This window comes from Nocardiopsis sp. NPDC006938 (assembly GCF_042869555.1).
Taxonomy (GTDB): Bacteria; Actinomycetota; Actinomycetes; order Streptosporangiales; family Streptosporangiaceae; genus Nocardiopsis.
In genome coordinates, this window is record NZ_JBIAGA010000001.1 from 522035 (window position 1) to 544997 (window position 22963).

Consider the following 22963-nt stretch of genomic DNA (forward strand, 5'->3'; position numbering starts at 1 on the left):
CCGTCCCGGCCCGGGAGAGCGTGGTCGCCAGGTGTGCTGGTCGAGACGGGATCTACCCCTTCACGGCGCCACCCAGGGCGAAACGGCCGCCCAGGGCCCGTGAGACCGCCATGTACAGCACGACGACCGGCACGGTGTAGATCAGTGAGTACGCGGCCAGCTCGCCGTAGCGCACCGAACCGTACTGGCCGAAGAACGTGAACACGCGTACCGCCGCGGGCATCTTGTCCGGACTCGTCAGCAGGATGAACGGGACGAAGAAGTTGCCCCAGGTGGTGACGAGGGTGAAGATCGCGACCACCGCCAGCCCGGGCGCGAGCAGAGGGGCCACGAGGTGGCGGATCGACTGCCAGGCCGAGGCCCCGTCCACCCAGGCCGCCTCCTCCAGGGCGATCGGGATGCCGTCGATGAAGTTCTTGGTGAGCCAGATCCCGAACGGCAGGGTGCTCGCGGACAGGAACAGGGTGGTCGCGACCAGCGAGTTCAACAGGTTGGCCTGCACGAACATCCCGTACACCGGCACCATGATCGCCGTGACCGGAAGCCCGGTGGCGAACAGCACCGTGTACAGGAACGGCCTGCGGAACCGGAGGTTGTACCGGGACAGCGGGTAGGCGGCCAGCATCGAGCACACCGCCGTGATGAGCGCCGCTCCCCCGCAGGTCAGGATGCTGTTCCAGATCGGCAGGTAGACGGTCTCGGGGGTCAGGATCGCCCCGAAGTGGTCGAGCGTGAACCCTGAGGGCGCGCTGGCCCGCAACGACGGTTCGGGGTCGACGGCCGCCACGAGCATCCAGAGCATCGGCACCAGGAACAACACCGCGAGGACGCCCAGCACGAGGTGGGTGAGGAGGGTACCCGCGACCCGGCTCGGGGAACTGACCACCGCACGGGCCCGACCCGCGGCGCCGTGCCGCCGCCGGTCGCCGCCCCCGCCTTCGTTCGGTTCGTCGTTCACCGCTCCTCCTTGCTCAGCATCCACACGTAGACGGTCGAGAACAGCCCGGCCACCACGAGCAGCGCCAGCGCGATGGCGGTGCCGTACCCGAGGTCGCCCATCCGCAGCGCCTCCTGGTACATGAGCAGTGGGAGCGTGGTGCTGCGGGCTCCCGGCCCGCCCGAGGTCATCACGAAGATGAGAGTGAACACCTGCACGGTCTGGAGCGTGACCAGCAGCAGCGTGGTGGCCAGGGTACGCCGCAGGAGCGGGATGACCACGTGCCACAGCACCTGGAACCCGGAGGCCCCGTCCACCCGCGCCGCCTCCCTGAGCTCACCGGGGACCTCGGACAGCCCCGCCGAGTAGGTCATCATCGAGAAGGCCGTGCCCTTCCACACGTTGGCCAGGACCACGGCCAGGAGCGGGGCGGTGAACAGCCAGTTCTGGGGATCGGCTCCGACCCGGGCCAGCACCGAGTTGAGGGTGCCCTCCCGTTCGAGGAAGGCGTACCAGACGAACCCTGCCACGACCTCCGGCACCACCCAGGCGCCGACCACGACCGCGCCCACCAGGGCCCGGACCGCGCCGTGGCGGTTCTGGAGCAGCAGCGCCAGGGCCAGCCCCAGGACCGTCTGCCCGGCCACACACCCCACCAGGAAGACGGCCGTGAGGAGCGTGGCGGTCCGGAACCGGGGGTCGGCGAGCAGCTGGGAGAAGTTGTCGAACCCCACGAACTCGGTGTGCGCGGCCTGCGCCCCGGTCAGTGCGGCGTTGGTGAGGGAGGCCCACACCGTCCACAGGATCGGCCCGGCGAAGAAGGCCAACAGCAGGAACAGGGCCGGGGCCATCGGGACCACCCACCGCGCCGCCCGGGCCAGGGGCTGGCGCGACCCGACCGCGGACACCGCTCAGGAGCCCGTCGTGACACGGTCCGGCCCCACGATGCCCTCGACCTCCTCGTCGTAGGCCCGCGCCGCCTCCTCCGGGGTGGCCTGTTCGAGCATCACGCCCTCCATCGCCTCCTGGACGGCCAGGGAGATCCTCGGGTACTCGCTGTAGGCGGGCCGGAACCCGGTGATGTCGACCAGTGCGGCGAACTCCCCGGCCATCGGAGAGGCCTCCAGGAAGACGGGGTCCTCGGCGACGTCCGCGCGGACCGGGATCTGTCCGCCCTCGACGGCGAACTTGACGGCGTTCTCACGGTTGAGTGCGTGGGTCATGACCTCCCAGGCCAGGTCGGGGTCGGTGGCGTTGGCCCCCATGGAGAGCGCCCAACCGCCGGACATGCTGGTGGCTCCGGCGCCCTGCCCCTCCTGGGTGGGCATCGGGGTGAACTCCATGACCTCCTCCCACTCGGGCCACGGCTGGTTGGCCTCCGCGATCCAGGACTGGGTGGCCCAGGAGCCCTCCAGGCTGATCGCCATCCGCCCTGAGGGGAAGCGCTCCTCGTTGTTGACCGTGCCGACGTTGGCGTCGAGGGCGTCCTGGGGGTCGAGGGTGAGGTCCTCCTCGTAGAGGGTCCGCAGGAACCCGAGGGAGTCGGTGAACCCGGTGCCGCCGGTCACCCAGCGCTGCGTCTCGTCGTCGAACAGGGTCCCCCCGGTGCCGCTGAGCAGCATCTGGAAGCCCTGGAGGGAGGCGGCCTCCCCGGCGGGGGTTCCGGAGTAGACGTTCAGCGGCACCACGCCGTCACCGAGCTCGGAACGCACGGTGCGGGCGGCGTCGAGGACCTCGTCCCAGGTGGACGGGGTCCAGGGGGTCGCGATCCCGGCCCGCTCCAGCAGTTCGGTGTTGTACCAGAGTCCGCGCACGTCCGTGCCGAGCATCACTCCGTAGCGCTGGCCGTCCAGCGAGGTGACCGCCGAGGCCTCCTGCTCGCTGTACTGGTCCCGCTCGTCCCAGGCGTCGAACCGGTCGTCGAGCGGCATGAGGTACCCGGCGTCGGCGTCCTGGTTGATGGTGAACGTGTCCTGGTAGATGAGGTCCGGTGCCTCGCTGGGGGAACCGTTCATGAGGTTGACCTGGGTCTGGTAGTCCTCGGCCTGCGCCTCGACGGCGTGGAGTTCGACGGTGACGCCGGGGTTGGCGTCCTCGAACTCCTCCTTGACCTGGCGCATCAGGGAGTCCATCGCGATGAAGGTGCCGAACTTCTGGTAGACGACGCGGACGGTGTCCGCGTCCCGTTCCGCTCCGGCCGAGCAGCCCGAGGCGACCAGTGCCAGGAGCGGGACGGCGACCGCCGCACGAATGGTGTTCCGTCGGATTCTCCTCATCGGGGCCCCTCGCGACGAAGTGGGTGCCGGGCGCCCGTAGCCCCCGACACGTGACTCACATCACTTGCTTACTAAAAACCTTGGATAAAGACAATGGGTGAAGTGGACCCTTCCGGGGCGGTTACCCTCATGTGGTCAGTCGGCGGCCCGGTCGGGCGGAAGAGGAATCGGCGTATGCGTACAAGCACCAACCTGCTGTGGCTGGGCGGGCTCAACCAGAGCAGGGTGCTGGACGCCGTGCGCCGCTCCGACGGAATCAGCCGGGTGGAACTGGCCGAGCGGACCGGGCTCACCGCGCAGACGGTCTCCAACATCGTGCGCAGGCTCCTGGAGGGCGGGCTGGTTCTGGAGGACGGCCGCGCCACCTCGCGCGGGGGCAAGCCCGCCACGGTGCTCCGCCTCAACGCGGGCGCCTACTACGCGGTCGGCATGCACATCGACCCCGCCTCCACGACGCTGGTCGTCACCGACCTGGCCGGGAGGGTCGTCGCGCGCAGCCGCCGCCGCACCCCCGCGTCGCAGGGGCCCCGACGGGTGATCGACGCCCTCAGCCGCTCGGTGCGGTCCGTCGTGGAGCAGGCGGACGTCCCGGGCCGCATCCTGGGCCTCGGGGTGGCCACCCCCGGCCCCCTCGACACCGCAGGAGGCGTCGTCACCCCTCCCCACCTGCCCGGATGGCGGTCGGTACCACTGCGCGAGGCGTTGGCGGAGGGAACCGGGCTGAAGGTGGTCATCGACAACGACGCCACCGCCGCGACCATCGGCGAGCGCTGGTCGGGCGGCGAGGAGCGCTCCTCCGACATGGCCTTCGTCTACGTGGGCACCGGAGTCGGCGGCGGCCTGGTACTGGACGGGCGCGTCTACCGGGGCACCACCCTGAACGCCGCCGAGATCGGTCACGTCACGGTGGACCCGCTCGGACCACTGTGCCCGTGCGGGAGCCGGGGATGCCTGGAGACCTACGTCGCGCCGCACGCGGTGGCCACGGAGGCGGCCCGCCGCCGGGGCGAGGCGTCGGACTTCGAACGCGGTCAGGCCCGCACGGTCGCCGCCTACCGGAGGGTGTGCCGCGAGGCCCACGCCGGGGACCCCGTCGCGTTGGAGGTGGTGAACGCCGCCGGGCGGCGCCTCGGCCAGGCCGCGACCACGCTGCTCAACCTGGTCGACGTACCCCTGGTGGTGCTCGGCGGCTGGGGGATGTCGCACGTCGGCGGGCTGTACGGCTCCACGCTGCACGATGCGGTGTCCGAGCGATCGATCGCCCGCTCCGTGCGGCGGGTCCGGGTGGAACCGTCGAGCATCGGCGAGGACGTCGGGGCCATCGGCGCGGCCGCGCTGGTGCTGCACGCGGCGTACGCGCCCGAGGTCGCCAGCGTGTGAACTCGTGCGCGCCCTCACCCGCACCGCGCGACCGGGGCGGGCTCGGGGCCCGCGCAGCCGAACGCCCGGGGTCAGCGCTCCGGGTAGACGGACTGGATGCGCTCGGCGACGTCGGGGAACCCGCTCCGTTCCAGGATCTCCACCTGCTCACGGACGAACGCCGCGCGCTCGGCCTCCCCCTCCACCGAGTCGATGAGACCGCGCAGGATGGCGACCTGGACGTCCTGCTCCATGCCGCCCTCGTCCGGCTCCTGCTCGGCGGGCCACCAGTAGCTCTCGTAGCCCTCCTCGTCCACCCCGCTCCCGGGGGTGGGCGGCCCCTGGTCGAGGTCCTCCCGGAGATCGGTCGTCCCGTGGGGCCCGTGCACGACGGCCACGTCCGACAGGTCCACCAGGTCCGGCGCCCCGGGCAGGTCGTGGGCCGCGGCCGTGTAGCGCGGCTCCGGCTCGCGGCCGGGGCGGGTCCCGCCTCCGGGACCGATCACGTCCCCGATCTCGTCGGACATCGACGCGCGCACACGGGCGGCCTCGTGCTCGGCCGCCCACAGCGCCCGGTCCTTGCGCAGGTGGGCCATGCGGTCCAGGCGAACCTCGTCCTCGTCGTCCAGGTCCAGGCGGACGCTCTCCGCCCACACCTGGATCGTCCCGCCGCAGACCGGCTCCTCCACCGCGAACGCCGACTCCAGCTCGCTCTCGGCGACGGCCCAATCGCTCGGGTGCACGTCCCGCAGGACCTCGCGGGCGCGCAGCACCACCGAGCGGACCGCCGGCCCCGCCGGGTTGCGCAGGCTCAGGTCGACCCGGTGGGCCCAGCGCCAGTGGACGAGCGCGGAGAACCCGAAGGCGTAGTCGTCGACGGCGCTCGGCAGGTCGATCCGGCGTGTACGCACCCCCCGCGTCCCGGTCCGGCCGCGCGGCGCCTCGACCGGCGCGGGCTCGTCGCCCTGGTCCGGGCGTTCGCGGAGCTCGCCAGCGGAGTCTCGCACGTCGGTCTCCTTCCGCGGTTCGCCCTCCTCGACCCCGAGCCGGGCCGTCAGCGGCCCGAGCGCGGCAGCCAACAGCTCCGGGCGTGCCAGGGCCGCGCCCAGCAGTGCCATCGCACAGGGCAGCCAGAGCAGCGCCCAGCCGCCGACCAGTGGAAACAGCACCGCGGGAACGATCAGCACCACGATGACCGCCGCCAGACGGATACGGGCGAAGGTGGCCACGGGGTGTCTCCTCGCACGGGGGCTGGGGGTGGGGAAGAAAGGGTCCTCAAGCCAGTGTGCCCGAGAACCAGCGCGGACGCGCCACCAACGTCGACTCGGCGGCCCCTCGGCGTCCGCTCCGCACCGGTTCCCCCCGTTCTGCGGGCACGGTCCCTCCGGATCTCCATAGCGCGCCCCGACCCGCTCGCCCACACTCCGTTTCCGTCCGTGACCGTCCGGTGCCCTCACGGCGCGATGCGGGAATCTCCGCCCCTCCGGTACCTGCGGACGTGATCGTCGTCGCGGTCGACGCGGGTGGTGTCCCTCCAGAGGGCGAAGACTCAGGAAACACTGGCGAAAGCTCTTCCGCGTTCGGTGCGCGCGGGGTGTCTCCGGGCGCAGGATGACGGCATGCGATCACCCGACTCCACCTCGCCACAGGTCGAGGCCGCCCCAGAAAGAACCGGTGCCCGGGGACGGGGAAGCCGGTTCCGACCCGAGGTTCAGGGGCTGCGCGCCGTGGCCGTGCTGCTCGTGCTCGCCTACCACCTGAATCCGCGGCTCCTGCCGGGCGGCTACGTGGGCGTCGACGTGTTCTTCGTGATCTCCGGCTTCCTCATCACCTCGCTGCTCCTGCGGGAGGTGCGCGAACACGGCCGGGTGTCGCTGGCCGGGTTCTACGTACGCCGGGTGCGCCGCCTCCTCCCGGCCGCCACGGTGGTGCTCCTGACCACCGGGGCCGCGGCGCTGGCCCTGCTGCCGGTCACCCGGCTGGCCGACACCGCCTGGCAGACGCTGGCCTCCGCCGCGTACGTGGAGAACCTGTACCTCGCCGACCAGGCACTGGACTACCTGGCGGCCGAGACCGCCCCCAGCCCCGTCCAGCACTTCTGGTCGTTGTCGGTGGAAGAGCAGTTCTACGTGGTCTGGCCGCTGCTGTTCGTCCTGTGGGCGCTCATGCTCCGGCGGCGGACGCGGGCTCCCGGCTCCGGGCTGCGGCTGCTCACGGTGGTGCTGGCCTCGGTGTTCGCCGCCTCGCTGCTCTGCTCGGTGCTGCTGACCGCGAGCGGCACCCCGGCCGCGTACTTCCTGCCCACGACGCGGGCGTGGGAGCTGGCCACGGGCGGGTTGCTGGCGGTGTTCCTGGCCGATCGCGGTCTGCCCCGGCGGCTCCGGCTCCCCCTGGGCTGGGCGGGTCTGGGCGCCGTGGTGGCCTCCGCCGTGCTCTACGACTCGGGTACGCCCTTCCCCGGGTACGCGGCGCTGCTGCCCGTCCTCGGTACCGCGGCCGTGATCGCCGCCGAACGCTCCGAGGGCCCCTCCGCCTCCCGTGTGCTGAGCACCGGACCGGCCCGGTTCGTCGGTGACGTCTCCTACGCGCTGTACCTGTGGCACTGGCCGCTGATCGTGTTCGCCCTGGTGCTCCTCGAACGGGACACCCTGGGACCCCTCGGGGCCGTCGCGGTGGCCGTCCTGTCGGTCCTGTTGGCGTGGGCGACCAAGCTGTGGGTGGAGGACCCGGTGGCCCGGTACGGGCTGGTGCGTACCGGCCGCGCCGCCCTCGCCGTGGCCCTGGTGGGCGTCCTGTCCGTGGCCGCGGTCAGCGCCGCGGCCCTGACACGGCTCGAGCGCTTCCAGACGAGCGAGTTCGACCCCGAGGTGCACCTGGGCCCCCGGGCGATCGGCCTGCCCTCCCCCGAGCGGGCGTTGATGTTCCCCTCACCGATCGGGGCGGAGGACGACACCCCCGAGGCCTACGACGACGGCTGCCACGCGGGTTTCGACAAGAGCGACCCCTCGGACCCGTGCGTGTACGGTCCCGACGACGCGGACACCACGGTGGCGCTCACGGGTGACTCCCACAGCACCCAGTGGTTCCCCGCCCTGAACGAACTGGCGGAGGAGCGGGGCTGGCGGCTGGTGGTGTTCAACAAGTCGGCGTGCGCGTTCACCGCCGCCGAGGTGGGTCGCGAGGGGGCGGTCTACGAGGAGTGCTCGGAGTGGAACCGGGCGGTGGCCGACGAGATCGACCGGCTGGAGCCCGACATGGTGGTCACCAGTTCCTCGGCCGCCGGGCTCCCCCACGGCTACCAGTCCGGCCCCGACGCGCGTGACGCCATGGCGGCGGGGATGGTGGAACTGTGGGAGGAGGTCGTCGCGCCCGGTGTCCCGCTCGTGGTGATCCGGGACACCCCCCGCACCTCGTCGGACGTGCTCGACTGCCTGGCCAGGCACTCGGAGGCCCCCTCCTCGTGCGATCGTCCGGCGTCGGCCGCGCTGAGCCGGGACGACCCCCAGGAGCTGGCTGTCCGGGAGGTGGAGGGTGCCGCGCTGGTCGACCTCAACGACCGGATCTGCACCGGCGACACCTGCCCGGCGGTGATCGGCAACGTGGTGGTCTACCGGGACTCGCACCACCTCACCGGCACGTACGCGCTGCTGCTCGCCGACGTCCTGGGCTCGCGGATGGACGAGGCCCTGGGCGTCGGCTGAAGGGCCACGGGGGTCAGGGGGCGCGTTCCGCGGACCGGCGCACGGTGTCGCTGATGACCGAGTCCGGGTTGGTGAGCGCGAGCGGCCAACCGGTGTAGGCCTCGGCGAGGTAGGCGCTCCCGGCCCGGGAGCCGGTGAGCTGGTCGATCTCGCCCAACTGGCGGCGTCGTCCGAAGGCGTCCGCGTCGGGGGCGGTGTGCAGCATGGACGTCATCCACCAGGAGAAGTGCTGTGCCCGCCACACCCGGTCGGAGGCGGTGCGTCCGTAGGAGTCGAGCAGCTCGGAGGAGCCTTGGTGGAAGAAGCGTTCGAGCGCCTGGCAGAGCACGGCGACGTCGGCGACGGCCAGGTTGAGCCCCTTGGCCCCGGTGGGCGGGACGGTGTGCGCGGCGTCTCCGGCCAGGTAGAGGCGCCCGTGGCTCATGGGGTCGACCACGTAGCTGCGCATGGGGATGACGCCCCGCTGGATCACCGGCCCCTCCTGGAGCTCGAACCCGTTCCCGTTGACGCGGGCGCGCAGTTCGGCCCAGATCCGTTCGTCGCTCCAGGCCGCCGCGTCCTCGGCGGGGTCGCACTGGAAGTACATCCGTTGGACGGTGGGCGTACGCGAGCTGATCAGCGCGAACCCCCGGTCGGAGTGGGCGTAGACCAGCTCGTCGGAGCTGGGCGGCGCCTCGGTGAGGATGCCGAACCAGCCGTGCGGGTAGGCGTGGAAGTAGTCGGTGCGCGCCTGTCGGGGGACGGCGGTGCGGCAGACGCCCTGTGAGCCGTCGCACCCGGCCACGACGGCGCACGCGAGCTCCACACGCGTGCCGTCCGCTTCGGTGAAGCGGACCACCGGGGTGTCGGAGGTGACACCGTGCACGCTGACGTCCCCCACCCCGAACCGCAGGTCCGCGCCGTCGTCGAGGCGGGCGGCGACGAGGTCCTTGAGCACCTCGTGCTGGGGGTACAGGTGGACGGCGCGCCCGGTGAGGGAGGGGAAGTCGATGCGGCGGGACTCTCCCCTGCTGCGGATCGCGACGCCCTCGTGTCGCCGACCCTCGCTGAGGAGCCGGGCGCCCACCCCGGTACCGGTCATGAGGTCGACCGTCCCCTGTTCGAGGATGCCGGCGCGCATGGTCGCCTCGATGTCGGCGCGGGTGCGCACGTCGATGACGACGGAGTCGATGCCGGACAGGGAGAGCAGGTGGGAGAGCAGGAGGCCCGCGGGCCCGGCGCCGACGACGGCCACCCGGGTCCGTTCCTGGTGAGGGTTGGTGCGCATGAGCACAGGATGCGGTCCACCGGACGTCCGGCACCAGCCCCGCTTCCGTTGAATGGCAAGGTTTCCTCCGGGGACCGCCGAGAACGGGGTGACGGGCGGGCTCACGCTCCGCCGGGCACACGGCGAAGACTCGAGGGTGGGGTGCGCGGGCCGCCGGGGGCGCACCGTCGCCGGTCTCAGCCGGGCGGCGCGCGGTGGCCCCTGGTCCTGATCGCGTCCCCGCCGGGGAGCGGAGCGCCCATGGCGCGGGAGATGCCCCGGGCGGCCGCGAGCAGGACGGGGACGTACGTACGCGCCGGGGCGTCATCGCGGAAGGGGACGACGACGGACAGGGCCGCCACCACCCGGTCGTCCCGGTCGCGGACGGGCGCCGCGAGCCCCACGGCTCCCGGGTCGATCATCCGGGAGGCGATGGCGTATCCGTCCCTGCGCACGGCGGCGAGCAGGCGCCGCAGGTCGGTGGGGTCGGTGACGGTGTGCGGCGTGTGTTGGCGCGGCCGCCCTCCGAGGACCCTCTCCTGGAGGGCGGCGGGGCCGTGCGCGAGCAGTACCAGGCCGGTGGAGGTGGCGTGGACCGGCAGCCGTCCCGCGATCTCGGCGGCGTTGTGCCCGGCGTCGCGGGCGGAGAGGCGTTCGAGGTAGAGGACGTCGGTGCCCTCCAGCACCCCGAGCTGGGTGTGCTCGCGCACCACCGCGTGGAGGTCCTCCATGAAGGGCAGAGCCGTACGGCTGAGGTCACGGACGGGTGAGGAGAGTGAGGCGATCTCCCACAGCTGGTACCCGACGCGGACGCGCTTGCCGGGCGCGGGTTCCAGTGCTCCGAGCGCGACGAGTTCGCGCACCATGCGGTGCGCGGTGGTCACCGGGAGGTCGGCGTGCCGGGCGATCTCGGAGACCGTGAGCGCCGGGGTACCGGCTCCGAAGGCGCGCAGGACCCTCATGGCACGGGTGAGAACGGACTCCCCCGAGGTCGACCTGGCCATCGCCGCGCACCTTTGCACCCGAACGGTCCGTTCGCCCATCGCGCGCTCGGTCGCATGGCGAACACTGCTGCGATCAGTCTGCCACCGGTCACGACGGCGCGCACGAGCGGGTCGGACGACGCGCTTCGGATCGCCCCGGATCGACCCGCCGACGCCCAACCGGCGCGGGCGCCGCACCATCCCTACGGCGCGCACCAGCGCCCAGGGCGGCGGACGTGAGCCAACGAGCCCCCTTCCACCGGGCACGGCGTCCGCCCACCCGCCGCACCTGGCATCCTGACTGCGGATCGTCCACCCCTGCCCCCGGGCAGCCCGACAGGAGGCACCCACCATGGCCGTCTACGCCGTCACCTACACCTACGCCGAGAACAGCACCGAGGCCCGCGATCTGCACCGGCCCGCGCACCGCGCGTACCTGGACGGCCTCTCCCAACAGGACGTCAACCTCTGCTCCGGCCCCCTCGGCCCCGACGACGCCCCCGGCGCCCTGCTGCTGTTCCGGGCGGAGTCCGCCCGCGAGGCCCTGGACCACACCGAGCCGGACCCGTTCCGTGTCGAAGGCCTGGTCTCCGACGTGTCGGTGCGCGAATGGGTGCCGGTCCTGGGCCCGCTCGCCAAGGAGTTCTGACCCGCTCTCCGGCGGCGCCCCACGTCGGGGCGCCGCCACGTCGGGACCCCACGTCCCCTTCGCCCACAATCCACATGTTCTTATCACTCAGATGATTGGAGTATTTTAAGGGTCAGGAGCAGAGGGGGCCCATGGAGCACGCGACCACACCGCACACCACCGAACGGGACCTCCTGGTCCTGCACGCCCTGCGCTGTGCCGGGTTCTCGGGCACCGGGCGGTTGTCCGAGGTCACCGGACTGCGCGAGGACGAGACCGAGTCCGCGCTGATCGACCTCGCCGTCGACGGTCTCGTCACCCGCACCCCCGGGGCCTTCGGTGGATGGGGGCTCAGCGGGTCGGGGCGCACGACGTGCGCCACCCGCATCCACGCCGAACTGGACGCCACCGGCGCCCGACCGCTGGTCGAACACGCCCACGAGGGCTTCGCCGTGCTCAACCCGGAGCTGCTCGACCTCTGCACGGCCTGGCAGCTGCGCGACGTCGACGGCGTCCCGGCCGCCAACGACCACACCGACACCGAGTACGACACCCGGGTACTGGACCTGTTCTCCGACCTCGACGGGCGCCTCGCCTCGGTGTGCGCGGAACTCTCCGCGCACCTGAACCGCTTCGCCCGCTACCGGGTCCGACTGGCCGGAGCCCTCTCCCGAGCCCGCGCGGGCGCCCTGGACCAGGTCGCGGACGGCACCGACTCCTACCACTCGGTGTGGGCCCAGCTCCACGAGGACCTGCTGGCCACCCTCGGCGTTCCCCGGTACTGACGCCCCGCCCCGCCCCGAAACGAGGACGCCATGACGTGGACCCACCCGCTCTCGGCCGAGGTCGAGCGGGGTCCGGACCTGCTGGGCGGCAAGGCGTACGGACTCCTGACCCTGCACCGCCTCGGCCTCCCCGTACCGCCGGGGTTCGTCGTCACCACCGAGGCCTGCCGCCTCCTCCGGCGCACGGGGCGGCTGCCCGACGGGCCACGCCGCGAGGTGGCCTCCGCCCTCACCGCTCTGGAGGCCGAGACCGCACGCCGGTTCGGCGACGACCGCGGACCCCTGACCGTGTCCGTACGCTCCGGCGCGAGCGTCTCCATGCCCGGCATGATGACCACGGTCCTCAACCTCGCCGTCCCACCCGACGGCCCCGGGCGCGGAACGGAACGGCTGGACCCGCTCCTCCGGGCAATCACGGAGGTCGTCGCGTCCTGGGACGCCCCCCGCGCCCGGACCTACCGCGCGCTGCACGGCGTGGCCGACGACCTCGGCACCGCCGTCACCGTGCAGGCGATGGTGTTCGGCGACCGGGACGCCCACAGCGGCAGCGGGGTCGCCTTCACCCACGACCCCAACACGGGGGAGCACCACCCCTTCGGAGAGGTGCTCTTCGGCCGTCGGGGCGACGCCGTCGTCTCGGGTTCCGAGCGAACCTCCCCCCTCGGAGCCCTGGCAGCCCGGGAACCCGGCGTGTGGGCCGACCTGACGGACGCGTTGGCGCGGGTGGAACGGCATCACCGCGACGCCTGCTACGTGGAGTTCACCTACGAGTCGGGATTCCTGTGGCTGCTCCAGCTCCGCCCGGCCCGACCGACCGGAGCCGCGGCCGTCCGCGTGGCGGTCGACCTCGCCGAGGCCGGTGTGATCTCCCGCGAGGAGGCGCTACTACGGGTCTCGGTCCAGGACCTGCGGCGTGCCCGGGTTCCGCGTGCCGTCTCCTCCGACGGCGGCCCGCCGCTCACCCGAGGAGTGGGCGCCTGCCCGGGGGTGGCGATCGGGAGGGTCGTGACCGATGCCGACCGCGCGGTCCGCGACTCCGAGCGGGGACCGGTGGTGCTGTTCCGCCCGGAGACCTCGCCGATGGACATGCGGGGGCTGGCCGCATCGGCCGGGATCGTCACCGCCCGGGGCGGCCCGGCCAGTCACGCCGCCGTCGTCGCCCGATCCCTGGGAACACCGGCGGTGGTGAGAGTGAACGGTCTGGCCGTGGGCCCGAACGGGCTCCGGGTGGGCGACCGGGACGTTCCGGAGGGCACGCTCGTGACCGTGGACGGGAGCGGAGGCGAACTGTTCCTGGGCCGTGCCCGCGTCACCTCCGCCGTGTCCGGCTTCCGTCTCGGGCGGCTCCTCGCGTGGGCGGACACGACGGCGGGCGCGCGGGGCGCGGGGTCGGATCGGCCAGAGGCCGGGATCGGAGGGGAACCGGCAGCGGGGGCGGGAACGGGATCGGAACCTGGAACGGGCACGGGAGAGGGGACACAGCCGGGAACGGCCTCGGAGGAGGCGAGGCTGGTCGCCGCCCAGGCCGCGCTGCGCGGGTGAGGCCCGGCCCGCGCGGGGCGGGCCGGGCACACTCGCTGCCGAGGATGCCCTGAGCTCGCTCACACGCGGGTACGTGTCGTCCCCGATCCCCGGCCGGGGTCAGAGCACCCCGTGTTCGGCGAAGTAGCGGGCCGCACCCGGATGGACCCGTTCCGGGTCCACACCGCGCAACGCCTGCTCGACGGTGGCGGTCGGCGCGCCGCGCGTGCGTTCACCGAGCTCCTCGTACACGGTGCGCGCCATCGCGTACGCCAGGTCTTCGTCGAGGTCGGCGTGGACGTACAGGGTCTCCCAGGTCGCCATGAGGTTGAGCTCCTCGTCCTGCCGGGGCAGGGTGCCCGCCTCGACGGTGAGGTCGGTGTGCTCCGGGTAGACGACGGCGACCTTCTCCACCACCTCCTCCGGGTACGCGAGGACCCGGACCTCCGTTCCCTGCCGTTCGAGGTGGTCGACCTCGGCGTTGGGGACCTCGTCCCAGATCACGTAGACGTCGACGTCACCGTCGATGAGGGCCTGCTGCGGGGTGAAGGCGTCGACCTCGCCCTCCGAGACGATCTCCATGGCGAACGGGTCGGTACCCGCCGCGAGCATGACCAGGTCGCTCACCGCCATGGTCTCCTCGTCGTCCCAGGAGAAGATGGCTCGCGTCCCCTCCAGGTCGCTCACGGAGCGCAGGTCCGAGTCGGCCCTGACCAGGTACTGGAGCGCCCGGGGCCGGACGTTGCCCAGGACCATGACGTCCTCGGGCTCGGCCACGGGGTCGCCTTCCAGCACGTCGAGGGTGCCGTCCTGGAGCTCGACGTACCAGCGGTTCTCCGTGAGGACGGCGTCGTTGCGGTAGGGGTTCCCGTCTCTGGGCGCCCTGACCTCCCGTTCCAGGGCCAGGAACTCCACCCCGGGGTCGAAGATGTCATGCGCCACCTGCTCGGTGAAGGTGACCTCGTCGATGCCGTCGGTCCACGCCGCGCTGATCTCCTGGGCCAGACGGGAGTTGTCGTAGCGCCAAGAGGGTTCGCCGAGCAGGAGGTCGCCCGCGTAGGGAACGGCGGGGGCCTGCTCGGCCACGGGTTCGGCACCGGGCCCCGCGGCCGGGTCCGGCAACACCCAGTAGAGGGCACCGGCCACCAGACCGGTCGCGAGCACGGCCGCACCGACGATCAGCGGGGTCCTGGCACGGCCCGGCCGGTGGTGGACCGGGAGAGGAGGGTGACCGGCCCCCCTCAGGTCCAGGTCCACCTCGTGGTCCTCGAACGGTGATGGTCCCCGCGCCTCCCCGGGGTCACGGGGAGGTTCGGACGCGGTGGGGGATGTGTCCATGTTGTCCCTTCGAGGACTGACATGTGGATGTTGATCCCCTTCATCTTAGAGAGGAACGCACATCCGCCGTCAGCCTCGGGGACGCCGGTGGGCGGCCGGTTCGGGGCCCGGCCCCTGACCCGGCGCCTGGTACTGCCCCTGGCCGGGGTGCTGCCCCTGGTACTCTCCCGCCCCGGGGTGCTGCCCCGGGCCCGGGTGCTGCCCCTGGTTGGGGTGACCGGAGTACCGCCCCGGACCGGCCTGGTTGGCCTGGTCGAAGGCCTGCTGAGCCCGTACGTCCCGTTCCCAGACCACGAAGCGCTCGCTCTCGCCCAGGGCCATGGTGGTCAGCCAGACGGCGACGGCGACGTCGTCCACCAGACCGAACACCGAGAAGATCAGCTCGGGCACGAAGTCGATCGGGGACAGGATGTAGCCCACCAGGACCACCATCATGAACAGCTTGCCGCCGCCGAGCCCCGGGTAGCGGCCACGCAGCTTCGCCCCGAGCATGCGTGGGATCGCACGCACGCGGTCCCACAGCGAGACCTTGCTGTCCGTGTTCTGGATGACCTGCCATGCGGCCGCACCGGCAGCGGCCCGGTTTGCCTTGCGCATCGTGTTCGTCTCCTCAGGGGGCAAATGACTTCTCAAGATATGACGCGAAGTCATCCCTGTTCGTTCCCCCTGACCCGCGTGGCAACCCCGAACGAGACCGACACGACACCGCCGACCCCGCACGCATCCGGCGAAGCGGGCCGGTGGCGCGCCCCCGGTCGCCGAACCGGTGGTCCGGTGGACGACCGCGGACGGGCTCCCTGCCGGTCCCGGAGTTGTCCACAGAGGGACCGCAGGCCCTGGCGGGGCCCGAACCGGAAGGGCATGCTTGAGGTGACGGCACCACACCGCACCGTCCACCCCTCCCACACGGGCGGACCCGCGCCCCTGCCGCTCCGACACCCACCGCACCCACCGCACCCACCGCACCCACCGACCAACGCGTCCCCTCTCGGGCCGTTCCCTCGAGCGAGAAGGCACCGTGACGAGCCGACGACCAAAGAACGCACCGCTCGCGAGGCGCGGGAGAACAGACACCCCCGCGTGCCCGGCGCGGTACCACGGAACGGGGGCCGCTCGGAATCCTCACCCGGACCCCACCGCCTCGGAGCGCACACGTGTCACGCTCCGCCAACCCGGTCACCTTGGCCTCATTGGCGAAAACCCACCACATGGCTCCACCCGTGCCCCAAGGTGGTGAATACCAGGCCTCCCGCTGGGCCGCACCCATTCGTTACGATGCGTCCGAGTGGCACCTGAGACGCGGGGCGCCCCCGAAGCAACCGACACCGCCCGAGTGCGCAGAACCGATGGAGCCTTCCCAGTGTCCAATGCCCTACCGCGGTCGGCGACGACCGTAGCCCTGTTGGCGGACATCCCCAGCACGGGCCACGTGGGCGAGACCGGAGCGCGGCGGTTCGCCATGACCGGCGACGACGTGGGCGCCCGCAGCGCGGCCTTCGTCGCCTTCGCCAGGGAGGAGGCGCGCGCGGGCCGCAAGATCGTGGCGCTCTACCCCGCCTGGCGGGCCACCGACGCCCGCAAGGCGGTCGACTTCGCCCGTGGTTCCCTGCGCACCGACCACATCGCGGGGATCAGCGTCGACCTGTCCCCGCTGGCCCTCTCCCTGATCGCCGACCAGCTCGCCTTCCTCGCCCCCTACGTGCCGCCGGGCATGGTGGCCGCGCTCAGCGCGGAACTGCCCAAGCACCTCCTGGCGGGGGCCTGGCTGAGAACCGTGTCCGGGTTGTCCACGCTCCCCACCAGCCTGGGGCAGCACATGGGGTCGTACGCGCCCACGGTCTCCTTCCTGGCCTACTGCGCGCCCTCCGCCCAGGTGAGTCGGTTGCGCGCCTCCGACATGATCACCGAACTCCCCTTCCGTCCGGTGCAGCCGGTGCAGCTGCTCTGCTCCACCCCGGACCCGAGCATCACCCGGGTGTTCGACGAGAACCTGCCCCAGGCGATCCAGCCCGTGGCCACCCGCAGCCTGCCCGTCCAACCCCTGGGCAGCGCCTACTGGGGCACCACCAAGTACGTGGAGTTCGTGGCGCTGAGCGCGCATCCCCAGGCCCTCGCCTACGCCGCCGGAGCACTGAGCGCGTCGGAGTGCACCTGGTGCGGCGAGTCCGTCGCCGCCACCCCCTGCCCCTTCTGCGGCGGCGACGCCAGCGGCCCTCCCGTCCGGGCCGACCACCCCGCCCCGGCGCCCACCGCGCGGAACGCGACCGGTCCACGGTCCGTGGGTGAGCGCACCGCCCCGGCCGCCGTCGCCCCGAACGGGCAGGGCCTGACGCCGGGCCCCCTCCCCTCTTCAGAAACGGCCTTCGGCGCCCGACTCCCCGGGGCCGCCCCTCCGGGCACCGGGGCCGCCACCCCCTGGACGTCCTCTCCCTGGTCCGCCTCCGCTCGGGACGCGCCGCCCCGGAACGACGGCCGGTCGGCCGCACCCGGGCCGGACGCCTCGACCGCCGCGCCCGCGACCGGGCGACACACCGGTCCCGCACGGGGGCGACGACAGCCCTTCGCCGCTCCCGTGGACCACCGGGCACCCGAACCGGTGCGCCCGCCCGAGGTTCCGGCGGACCCCGACGGTCTACCGCGCCCGGAATCCCCCAGAACCTACTCCCGCTAGGGCCCGACGCTCCGCCGCCCGGACGGACGACCCACGACGACACGGAAACGGATACCACCCCCTATGAACCCCCGTCAGCGACGCGGCGTCCTGCTCATGGTCGTGGCCGCTATCGGCGCCGTCGCCGTGTTCGCCTCCGTCTTCACCTACGTCAACGGGCAGCAGGACCAGGGGGGCAGACTCGCCACCGTCCTGGAGCTGGTCGAGGACGTGGACGCCAACCAACCCCTCGGCCGGGACTCCTACACCGCCGTCGAGGTGCCCGCGTCGTACTTCGATCCCGAGGTCTTCATCTCGGACCTGGAGGAGATCGAGGTCCCCGAAGGGCAGGAGCTGGTCGCCGCCAGCCACCTGGCCAAGGGGTCGATACTCCAGCTCGGCATGGTCAAGCCCCAGCCGACCCTGGCCGCCGGAGAACGCGAGATCGCCATCATGGTGAACGCCGAGAACGGGCTCGCGGGCAAGGTGGGTCGGGGGTCCGTGGTGGACATCTACGGCACCTTCCAGCCGCGTGACCACGGAGAGGCCTGCGCGACCCGGATCGTCACCGCGGTGGAGGTCCTGGACATCGGCGAACTGCGCAGCCAGGAGTCGGAGTCCGGTGGCGTGGCGGGCGTCGTCCCGGTCACCTTCCGTCTCTCCCCGGAGACCGCGCTCCAGCTCGCCTACGCCGAGGAGTTCGCGACGAAGCTGCGGATGGCCCTGGTCAGCGCGGCGGGAGGCGGCGACCCCGGGGACACCCAGGTGTGCAGCGGTGACTTCGACGCGGTCTTCGGCGACGGACTCGGCGGAACCGGCCAGAGTCCGCAGAACGACGAGCGGCGCACGCCGCGGGAAGGGTGAGTGAGCGGTGAACTTCCGAGTCCTGGCGGGGATGCCCACCTCCGAGACGGAGATGGTGATCGCGGCGCGCTTCGAGGAGCTGGCCGCCGCCGACCTCGTCTCGTGCCGCCTCACCAGCACGGACCTGATCAACGGGGCGGGCGAGTACCCCGACCTCGACGTCGTCCTGGTGCACCAGGAGTTGGGCCCCTCCCCGGTCTTCGACACGATCCGGGACCTGTCGCACCGCCACCCGCAACTGGCCATCCTGCTGGTCTCGCCGTCGATGGACCCCGACACCTTCACCGCCGCCATGGAGGCGGGTGCCCGGGGCGTGCTCCCGGCCGACTCGGGGGCGACCGAGTTGGAGACCCGGGTGGCCCGGGCGGCCGAGTGGTCGCGGACGTTGCGGCGACACCTCGAGTCGGCGTCGCTGGACCTTCCCGTCTCCGGGGTGCGCGGCAGGATCGTCACGCTCAGCGGTGCCAAGGGCGGGGTGGGCACCACCACCTGCGCGGTGCACCTGTCGCTCGCGGCGGCCCGGCGGGACCGGCTGGTGTGCCTGGTGGACCTGGACCTCCAGGCCGGGGACCTGCCCGCCTTCCTCAACCTCCAGCACCGCAGGTCGATCGCGGACCTGGTGGACGCGGCCGACGACATCAGCCCGGGCATGCTCGCCGAGACCCTGTACGTCGACCCGCGCGGCCCGCACGTGCTCCTGGCCCCGCAGCACGGTGAGCGCGGTGAGGACGTCACGGCCAGGGCCACCCGTCGTATCCTGAGCGCCCTGCGCTCCCGGTACGAACTGGTGATCGTGGACTGCGGTTCCACGATGAACGAGGCCACCGCCATGGCGGTGGAGGTGGCCGACAGGTCCGTGGTGACGGTGACCCCGGACGTGCCCGCACTGCGCGGCGCCCAGCGATTGATGGCCATGTGGGAGCGCCTCCAGATCCGCTCCCACGAGGACGTGTACTCGCTGGTCACCCGGCACAGCCGCAAGAACGAGATCCAGCCGGACTTCCTCCAGCAGCTGTTGGGCACGAAGGTGCTGCGCACCCCGGTTCCGGCCGCCTACCGGGCGTTGGAGCCCGGGGAGAACAGCGGCGATCCCACGAAGGTGACGGACGAGGGGCTGCGCAGGGCCTTCGCCCGGTTGGCCTCAGAGCTCGACCTGCTCGTGCCGCCCGCCGCGACCGCGAGCGGTATCGGCCCGGGCCGCCACACCACACCCTCGGGCGGGCTTCCACAGGGGTTGGCGGGGCTGGCCTCCCGGCCCCCCACGCAGACCGGCCCCACCACCCGCGACGTGTCCGGGTTCCTCAACTCCCTGGGGGCGGAGTCGGCCGGACACCCGACCTGGCCGACCAGCCCGCCTTCCTGGGGGCCGGGTCCCCGACTCCCGGGGGGCGGCGGTACCGGTGGCTGACGCCCACGGGGCCCACGGGTCGTGCCGGAGCCCCCGGGGGGACCGGGGCGCCGTTCTCGTCGAGTTCGCGGCGACGGTCCCGTTCATGATGCTGGCCCTGGCCCTGGTGTGGCAGGTGCTGCTGATCGGCGTCACCTCCATGTACGCGTCCCACGGGGCCTCCGAGGCGGCGCGCCAGGCCTCCGTCACCCCCGACGACCCGGACCGAGTCGACGAGGAGGCCCGCAAACGCGTCCGGGCACCGTGGAACGGCGCGGACGTGATGTCCACGGAGGTCGTCGACCGCGACGGCACGCGGTTCGCGCGGGTGAGCCTGGAGATGCCGGTGTTCATGCCCGGGGTGACGGTTCCGTGGACCCTCACCGGTGAGGCGAAGGTGGTCACCGAGGTCCGTCCCAGGCACACCGTCGAGACGGAGCCGGAGGAAGAGCTCTGAACCGCACACCAGCTTCCGGTCACGCGTCGGGCCCGCGCCGCCTTCTGTTCGGCGACCACCCGCGTTCGGACCGGGGCGGCCCCCTCCTGGAGTTCGCGGCGATCCTGCCGGTGCTGCTGTTCACGGCGGTGGTGGCGATGGAGGTCTTCCTGGCGTTCACGGCGATCGAACGCATCGAGTCCGCCGCCAGGGCCGGGGCGCGGGTCGCCGGAACCCAGCAGTTGTCCGGGGCCGAGGCCGCCGCCCGCGCCGCCCTACCCGGTTGGTTGGACGGCGCCACCGTCACCAGCGGGGCCAACGAGAGTGACGGGTACTTCGTGGAGGTCTCGCACCCGCTGCCGATCGTGTTCTCGTCGGTGGACCTGAACCTCACGCTGACCCGACGGGTGGACATGCCGAACGTGTGAGTCACGGGTTTCGGGGCGCCACGGCGGCACACGCAAGGAGGAGACGAGGGACATGGGGCTGAAGGACCGTCTGGAGGAGGACCGCGGCGTCGACGAACGCGCGGACCGCGGCAGTGTCACGCACTGGCGGCGGCGCCTCCTGGAGGAGATCAACCTGGAGGACCTGACCCAGCTGACGCTCGCCCAGCGCCGCGTCCGCCTGGAGAGGGTGGTCGGACACCTCCTGTCCCGCGAGGGTCCGGTGCTGTCGGACCGCGAGCGGTCGGTGCTGATCCGACGGGTGGTGGACGAGGCCCTCGGTCTGGGGGTGCTGGAGCCGCTGCTGGCAGACGAGAGCATCACCGAGATCATGGTGAACGGGCCCGACAACGTGTTCGTGGAACGTGGCGGCCGCATGGAGCGCATCGACGCCACGTTCAACGGCGAGGAACAGCTGTACCAGACCATCGACCGGATCGTGTCGCTGGTCAACCGGCGTGTGGACGAGGCCTCGCCGATGGTGGACGCGCGGCTGCCCAGCGGTGAGCGGGTCAACGTCATCATCCCCCCTCTGTCGCTGTCCGGTCCGGTCCTGACCATCCGCCGGTTCCCCAAGCCCTACCCCATCGAGGAACTGGTGCGGATGGGCAGTCTGGACCAGCCGACCGGGGTGCTGCTGTCGGCGATGGTGCGGGCCCGCTTCAACATCGTGGTGTCCGGTGGTACCGGCACCGGCAAGACGACCTTCCTGAACGCGTTGTCGGCCTTCGTGCCCAGCCAGGAGCGCATCGTCACGATCGAGGACTCCGCGGAACTCCAGTTGATGCAGGAACACGTGGTGCGGCTGGAGTCCCGGCCCGCCAACATCGAGGGCCGGGGCGAGATCGCCATCCGCGACCTCGTGCGCAACGCGCTGCGGATGCGCCCGGACCGCATCATCGTCGGCGAGGTCCGCGGCACGGAGACCATCGACATGCTCCAGGCGATGAACACCGGGCACGACGGCTCCCTGGTGACGGTGCACGCCAACTCCGCCGACGACGCCGTCCACCGGTTGCAGACCCTGGCGACCCTGGGCGAGGGAAACGTGCCCTACGAGGCGATCCGGGACCAGATCAACAACGCCGTGGACGCCGTCGTCCACCTGGGCCGCTGGCCGGACGGGTCGCGGCGGGTCAACGAGATCTCCGTGGTGTCGTCGCGGCGGCGCGAGGAGTTCCGGCTCGACCGACTCATGGAGTTCGCGGCGCTGCCGGTGAACCCCGACCGCTCCGTGGAGGGGCGGTTCCGGCACCATCCGCTTCCCCGCCACGTGGCGAGCCGGATCTACCACGTGGGAGAGAGCATCCCCTCCGTGTTCGGTGTCGTGTCCGACGACCGCTCCCGGGGAGACCGGTGAGGGGCCGCACCGCGTCGCCGACGCGGTGTGCAGGTCGCGTGTTCGCGGGTCGAGGGACGGCTCCGGCTCGAAGGGAGTCAGGGTGAACTGGCAGGTCATGGTGATCCTCGGCGGTCTCGCCCTGGTCCTGGCCGTGATGTTGTGGGCGCTGTGGGAGTTCGTGGCCAGCGCCGAGCAGCGGCGGCTGATCGCCGCGCGTAGCGCCCTGGAACAGGCGGAGTACGAGGCGTCCACGCCGCTGGCCCGGTGGGACGCCCGGCTGCGGCGCACGCAGTGGGGCTCCCGGCTGGCCCGTCGGATGGCGCGGTCGGGCACGGACGTGCGTCCGGCGACGTTCGTCCTCGCGCTGGTGGGCGGGGCCCTGTTGGCGGTCGTGGTGGTGTGGCAGGTGCTCGCGCCGTTCTTCGGGCTGTTGGCGGCGGCCGGCGTGGTGTTCCTGTTCTTCTCCTACCTGCGCAGGGCCGAGGCCAAGCGCCGGGAGGAGTTCACCAACCAGCTGCCGGACCTGGCACGGGTACTCGGCAACGCGACCTCGGCGGGGCTGGCCCTGCCGACGGCGGTGGCCATCGCGGCGGACGAGCTGGACGGCCCGGCCGGAGAGGAGCTCGGCCGGATGGCGGAGTCGATGAAGCTGGGCGCGAGCTTCGAGGAGGCCATCGCCGACCTGCGCCAGAGGATGCCGTCACGGGAGCTGGGGGTGCTGCTGTCCACGCTGGTGGTGGCGTCCCGGTCCGGAGGTTCCCTGGTGACGGCGCTGCGCAACATCTCCACCACGCTGGAGAGCCGCAAGGAGACCCGACGCGAGGTGAACACCATCCTCAGCGAGACGACCTCCACGGTGTGGGCGCTCGGGTTCATGTCGGTGGGTGCCCTGTTCATGATCAACGGCATCGAGCCCGGGATCATGCGCACGATGACGAGCACCGGTCCCGGCATCGCGGTGCTTCTGGTGGTGGCCGCCCTGTTCACGACCGGTTTCGCGCTGGTCGCCCGCATCACACGGTTCAAGATGTAGCTGTCGGCGGCGCCGCCGCGGTCTCCTCCGA

Annotated in this window: 20 protein-coding genes; 12 read left to right on the top strand and 8 right to left on the bottom strand. The window is 72.2% G+C overall.

Features of this window, described 5'->3' with window-relative positions; all coding sequences use genetic code 11:
* Window positions 1-52 precede the first annotated feature (52 nt).
* The 3 genes from ACFYL4_RS02260 to ACFYL4_RS02270 form a co-directional block, all read right to left on the bottom strand.
* On the bottom strand, window positions 53-886 hold the full coding sequence (locus ACFYL4_RS02260; RefSeq protein WP_387515972.1) for a carbohydrate ABC transporter permease: 834 nt from the start codon (window positions 884-886) through the stop codon (window positions 53-55).
* Window positions 887-954: 68 nt separating this feature from the next.
* A complete protein-coding gene (locus ACFYL4_RS02265) occupies window positions 955-1788 on the bottom strand; it encodes a sugar ABC transporter permease (RefSeq protein ID WP_357765001.1) in 834 nt (277 codons plus the stop codon).
* A 60-nt stretch (window positions 1789-1848) separates the two neighbouring features.
* Window positions 1849-3213 (bottom strand): extracellular solute-binding protein, encoded by a 1365-nt coding sequence (locus ACFYL4_RS02270; RefSeq protein ID WP_387515782.1) that lies wholly within the window; start codon window positions 3211-3213, stop codon window positions 1849-1851.
* 174 nt (window positions 3214-3387) lie between these two features.
* Between ACFYL4_RS02270 and ACFYL4_RS02275 the strand changes: the two genes are divergently transcribed.
* Window positions 3388-4593 carry an ROK family transcriptional regulator gene (locus tag ACFYL4_RS02275; RefSeq protein ID WP_357764996.1) on the top strand — a complete coding sequence of 402 codons (1206 nt, stop codon included), beginning with the start codon at window positions 3388-3390 and terminating at the stop codon, window positions 4591-4593.
* Window positions 4594-4664: 71 nt separating this feature from the next.
* Here the strand turns inward: ACFYL4_RS02275 and ACFYL4_RS02280 are convergent, their stop codons facing one another.
* Window positions 4665-5801, bottom strand: coding sequence for a hypothetical protein (locus tag ACFYL4_RS02280; protein WP_357764994.1), 1137 nt, complete (start codon window positions 5799-5801; stop codon window positions 4665-4667).
* Window positions 5802-6191: 390 nt separating this feature from the next.
* Between ACFYL4_RS02280 and ACFYL4_RS02285 the strand changes: the two genes are divergently transcribed.
* The gene (locus ACFYL4_RS02285; RefSeq protein WP_387515784.1) at window positions 6192-8273 is read left to right on the top strand and encodes an acyltransferase family protein; all 2082 of its coding nucleotides are present in this window, start codon (window positions 6192-6194) and stop codon (window positions 8271-8273) included.
* A gap of 13 nt (window positions 8274-8286) precedes the next feature.
* Here ACFYL4_RS02285 and ACFYL4_RS02290 read toward each other — a convergent pair whose 3' ends face one another.
* On the bottom strand, window positions 8287-9540 hold the full coding sequence (locus ACFYL4_RS02290) for a 4-hydroxybenzoate 3-monooxygenase (protein ID WP_387515786.1): 1254 nt from the start codon (window positions 9538-9540) through the stop codon (window positions 8287-8289).
* 176 nt (window positions 9541-9716) lie between these two features.
* Window positions 9717-10523 (bottom strand): IclR family transcriptional regulator, encoded by an 807-nt coding sequence (locus ACFYL4_RS02295; RefSeq protein WP_387515788.1) that lies wholly within the window; start codon window positions 10521-10523, stop codon window positions 9717-9719.
* A gap of 331 nt (window positions 10524-10854) precedes the next feature.
* Here ACFYL4_RS02295 and ACFYL4_RS02300 point away from each other — a divergent pair, with 331 nt between their 5' ends.
* The 3 genes from ACFYL4_RS02300 to ACFYL4_RS02310 all read left to right on the top strand — a co-directional run bounded on the left by ACFYL4_RS02300 (window position 10855) and on the right by ACFYL4_RS02310 (window position 13457).
* Window positions 10855-11151 carry a YciI family protein gene (locus ACFYL4_RS02300; protein ID WP_387515790.1) on the top strand — a complete coding sequence of 99 codons (297 nt, stop codon included), beginning with the start codon at window positions 10855-10857 and terminating at the stop codon, window positions 11149-11151.
* Between the two features lie 131 nt (window positions 11152-11282).
* Entirely contained in the window at window positions 11283-11915 is a 633-nt protein-coding gene (locus tag ACFYL4_RS02305; RefSeq protein ID WP_357764968.1) for a transcriptional regulator, read from the top strand.
* Window positions 11916-11945: 30 nt separating this feature from the next.
* Window positions 11946-13457, top strand: coding sequence for a PEP/pyruvate-binding domain-containing protein (locus tag ACFYL4_RS02310; RefSeq protein ID WP_387515792.1), 1512 nt, complete (start codon window positions 11946-11948; stop codon window positions 13455-13457).
* 99 nt (window positions 13458-13556) lie between these two features.
* Here ACFYL4_RS02310 and ACFYL4_RS02315 read toward each other — a convergent pair whose 3' ends face one another.
* Both ACFYL4_RS02315 and ACFYL4_RS02320 read right to left on the bottom strand, forming a co-directional pair.
* Complete coding sequence (locus tag ACFYL4_RS02315) at window positions 13557-14774, bottom strand: TAXI family TRAP transporter solute-binding subunit (protein WP_357764962.1); 1218 nt, start codon at window positions 14772-14774, stop codon at window positions 13557-13559.
* A gap of 69 nt (window positions 14775-14843) precedes the next feature.
* Window positions 14844-15371, bottom strand: coding sequence for a YkvA family protein (locus ACFYL4_RS02320; RefSeq protein WP_387515794.1), 528 nt, complete (start codon window positions 15369-15371; stop codon window positions 14844-14846).
* Between the two features lie 805 nt (window positions 15372-16176).
* Between ACFYL4_RS02320 and ACFYL4_RS02325 the strand changes: the two genes are divergently transcribed.
* The 7 genes from ACFYL4_RS02325 (at window position 16177) to ACFYL4_RS02355 (ending at window position 22932) form a co-directional block, all read left to right on the top strand.
* Entirely contained in the window at window positions 16177-17445 is a 1269-nt protein-coding gene (locus tag ACFYL4_RS02325; RefSeq protein ID WP_387515796.1) for a hypothetical protein, read from the top strand.
* 63 nt (window positions 17446-17508) lie between these two features.
* Window positions 17509-18288, top strand: a complete 780-nt coding sequence (gene cpaB / locus ACFYL4_RS02330; protein ID WP_357764954.1) for a Flp pilus assembly protein CpaB — start codon at window positions 17509-17511, stop codon at window positions 18286-18288.
* Window positions 18289-18295: 7 nt separating this feature from the next.
* The gene (locus tag ACFYL4_RS02335; RefSeq protein WP_387515798.1) at window positions 18296-19696 is read left to right on the top strand and encodes a CpaE family protein; all 1401 of its coding nucleotides are present in this window, start codon (window positions 18296-18298) and stop codon (window positions 19694-19696) included.
* An 85-nt stretch (window positions 19697-19781) separates the two neighbouring features.
* A complete protein-coding gene (locus ACFYL4_RS02340) occupies window positions 19782-20132 on the top strand; it encodes a pilus assembly protein (RefSeq protein ID WP_357765075.1) in 351 nt (116 codons plus the stop codon).
* Between the two features lie 44 nt (window positions 20133-20176).
* A complete protein-coding gene (locus ACFYL4_RS02345) occupies window positions 20177-20539 on the top strand; it encodes a TadE/TadG family type IV pilus assembly protein (protein ID WP_387515975.1) in 363 nt (120 codons plus the stop codon).
* 52 nt (window positions 20540-20591) lie between these two features.
* Window positions 20592-21917: a CpaF family protein gene (locus ACFYL4_RS02350; protein WP_387515800.1), complete on the top strand. Its 1326-nt coding sequence runs from the start codon at window positions 20592-20594 to the stop codon at window positions 21915-21917.
* A 97-nt stretch (window positions 21918-22014) separates the two neighbouring features.
* Window positions 22015-22932, top strand: coding sequence for a type II secretion system F family protein (locus ACFYL4_RS02355; protein WP_387515977.1), 918 nt, complete (start codon window positions 22015-22017; stop codon window positions 22930-22932).
* Window positions 22933-22963 lie beyond the last annotated feature (31 nt).

Coding starts and splice junctions, on each gene's coding strand:
- ACFYL4_RS02265 (WP_357765001.1), bottom strand. CDS start 1,788: ATGGCCCCGGCCCTGTTCCTGCTGTTGGCCTTCTTCGCCGGGCCGATC.
- ACFYL4_RS02270 (WP_387515782.1), bottom strand. CDS start 3,213: ATGAGGAGAATCCGACGGAACACCATTCGTGCGGCGGTCGCCGTCCCG.
- ACFYL4_RS02275 (WP_357764996.1), top strand. CDS start 3,388: ATGCGTACAAGCACCAACCTGCTGTGGCTGGGCGGGCTCAACCAGAGC.
- ACFYL4_RS02285 (WP_387515784.1), top strand. CDS start 6,192: ATGCGATCACCCGACTCCACCTCGCCACAGGTCGAGGCCGCCCCAGAA.
- ACFYL4_RS02290 (WP_387515786.1), bottom strand. CDS start 9,540: ATGCGCACCAACCCTCACCAGGAACGGACCCGGGTGGCCGTCGTCGGC.
- ACFYL4_RS02295 (WP_387515788.1), bottom strand. CDS start 10,523: ATGGCCAGGTCGACCTCGGGGGAGTCCGTTCTCACCCGTGCCATGAGG.
- ACFYL4_RS02300 (WP_387515790.1), top strand. CDS start 10,855: ATGGCCGTCTACGCCGTCACCTACACCTACGCCGAGAACAGCACCGAG.
- ACFYL4_RS02305 (WP_357764968.1), top strand. CDS start 11,283: ATGGAGCACGCGACCACACCGCACACCACCGAACGGGACCTCCTGGTC.
- ACFYL4_RS02310 (WP_387515792.1), top strand. CDS start 11,946: ATGACGTGGACCCACCCGCTCTCGGCCGAGGTCGAGCGGGGTCCGGAC.
- ACFYL4_RS02315 (WP_357764962.1), bottom strand. CDS start 14,774: ATGGACACATCCCCCACCGCGTCCGAACCTCCCCGTGACCCCGGGGAG.
- ACFYL4_RS02320 (WP_387515794.1), bottom strand. CDS start 15,371: ATGCGCAAGGCAAACCGGGCCGCTGCCGGTGCGGCCGCATGGCAGGTC.
- cpaB (WP_357764954.1), top strand. CDS start 17,509: ATGAACCCCCGTCAGCGACGCGGCGTCCTGCTCATGGTCGTGGCCGCT.
- ACFYL4_RS02340 (WP_357765075.1), top strand. CDS start 19,782: ATGATGCTGGCCCTGGCCCTGGTGTGGCAGGTGCTGCTGATCGGCGTC.
- ACFYL4_RS02350 (WP_387515800.1), top strand. CDS start 20,592: ATGGGGCTGAAGGACCGTCTGGAGGAGGACCGCGGCGTCGACGAACGC.
- ACFYL4_RS02355 (WP_387515977.1), top strand. CDS start 22,015: ATGGTGATCCTCGGCGGTCTCGCCCTGGTCCTGGCCGTGATGTTGTGG.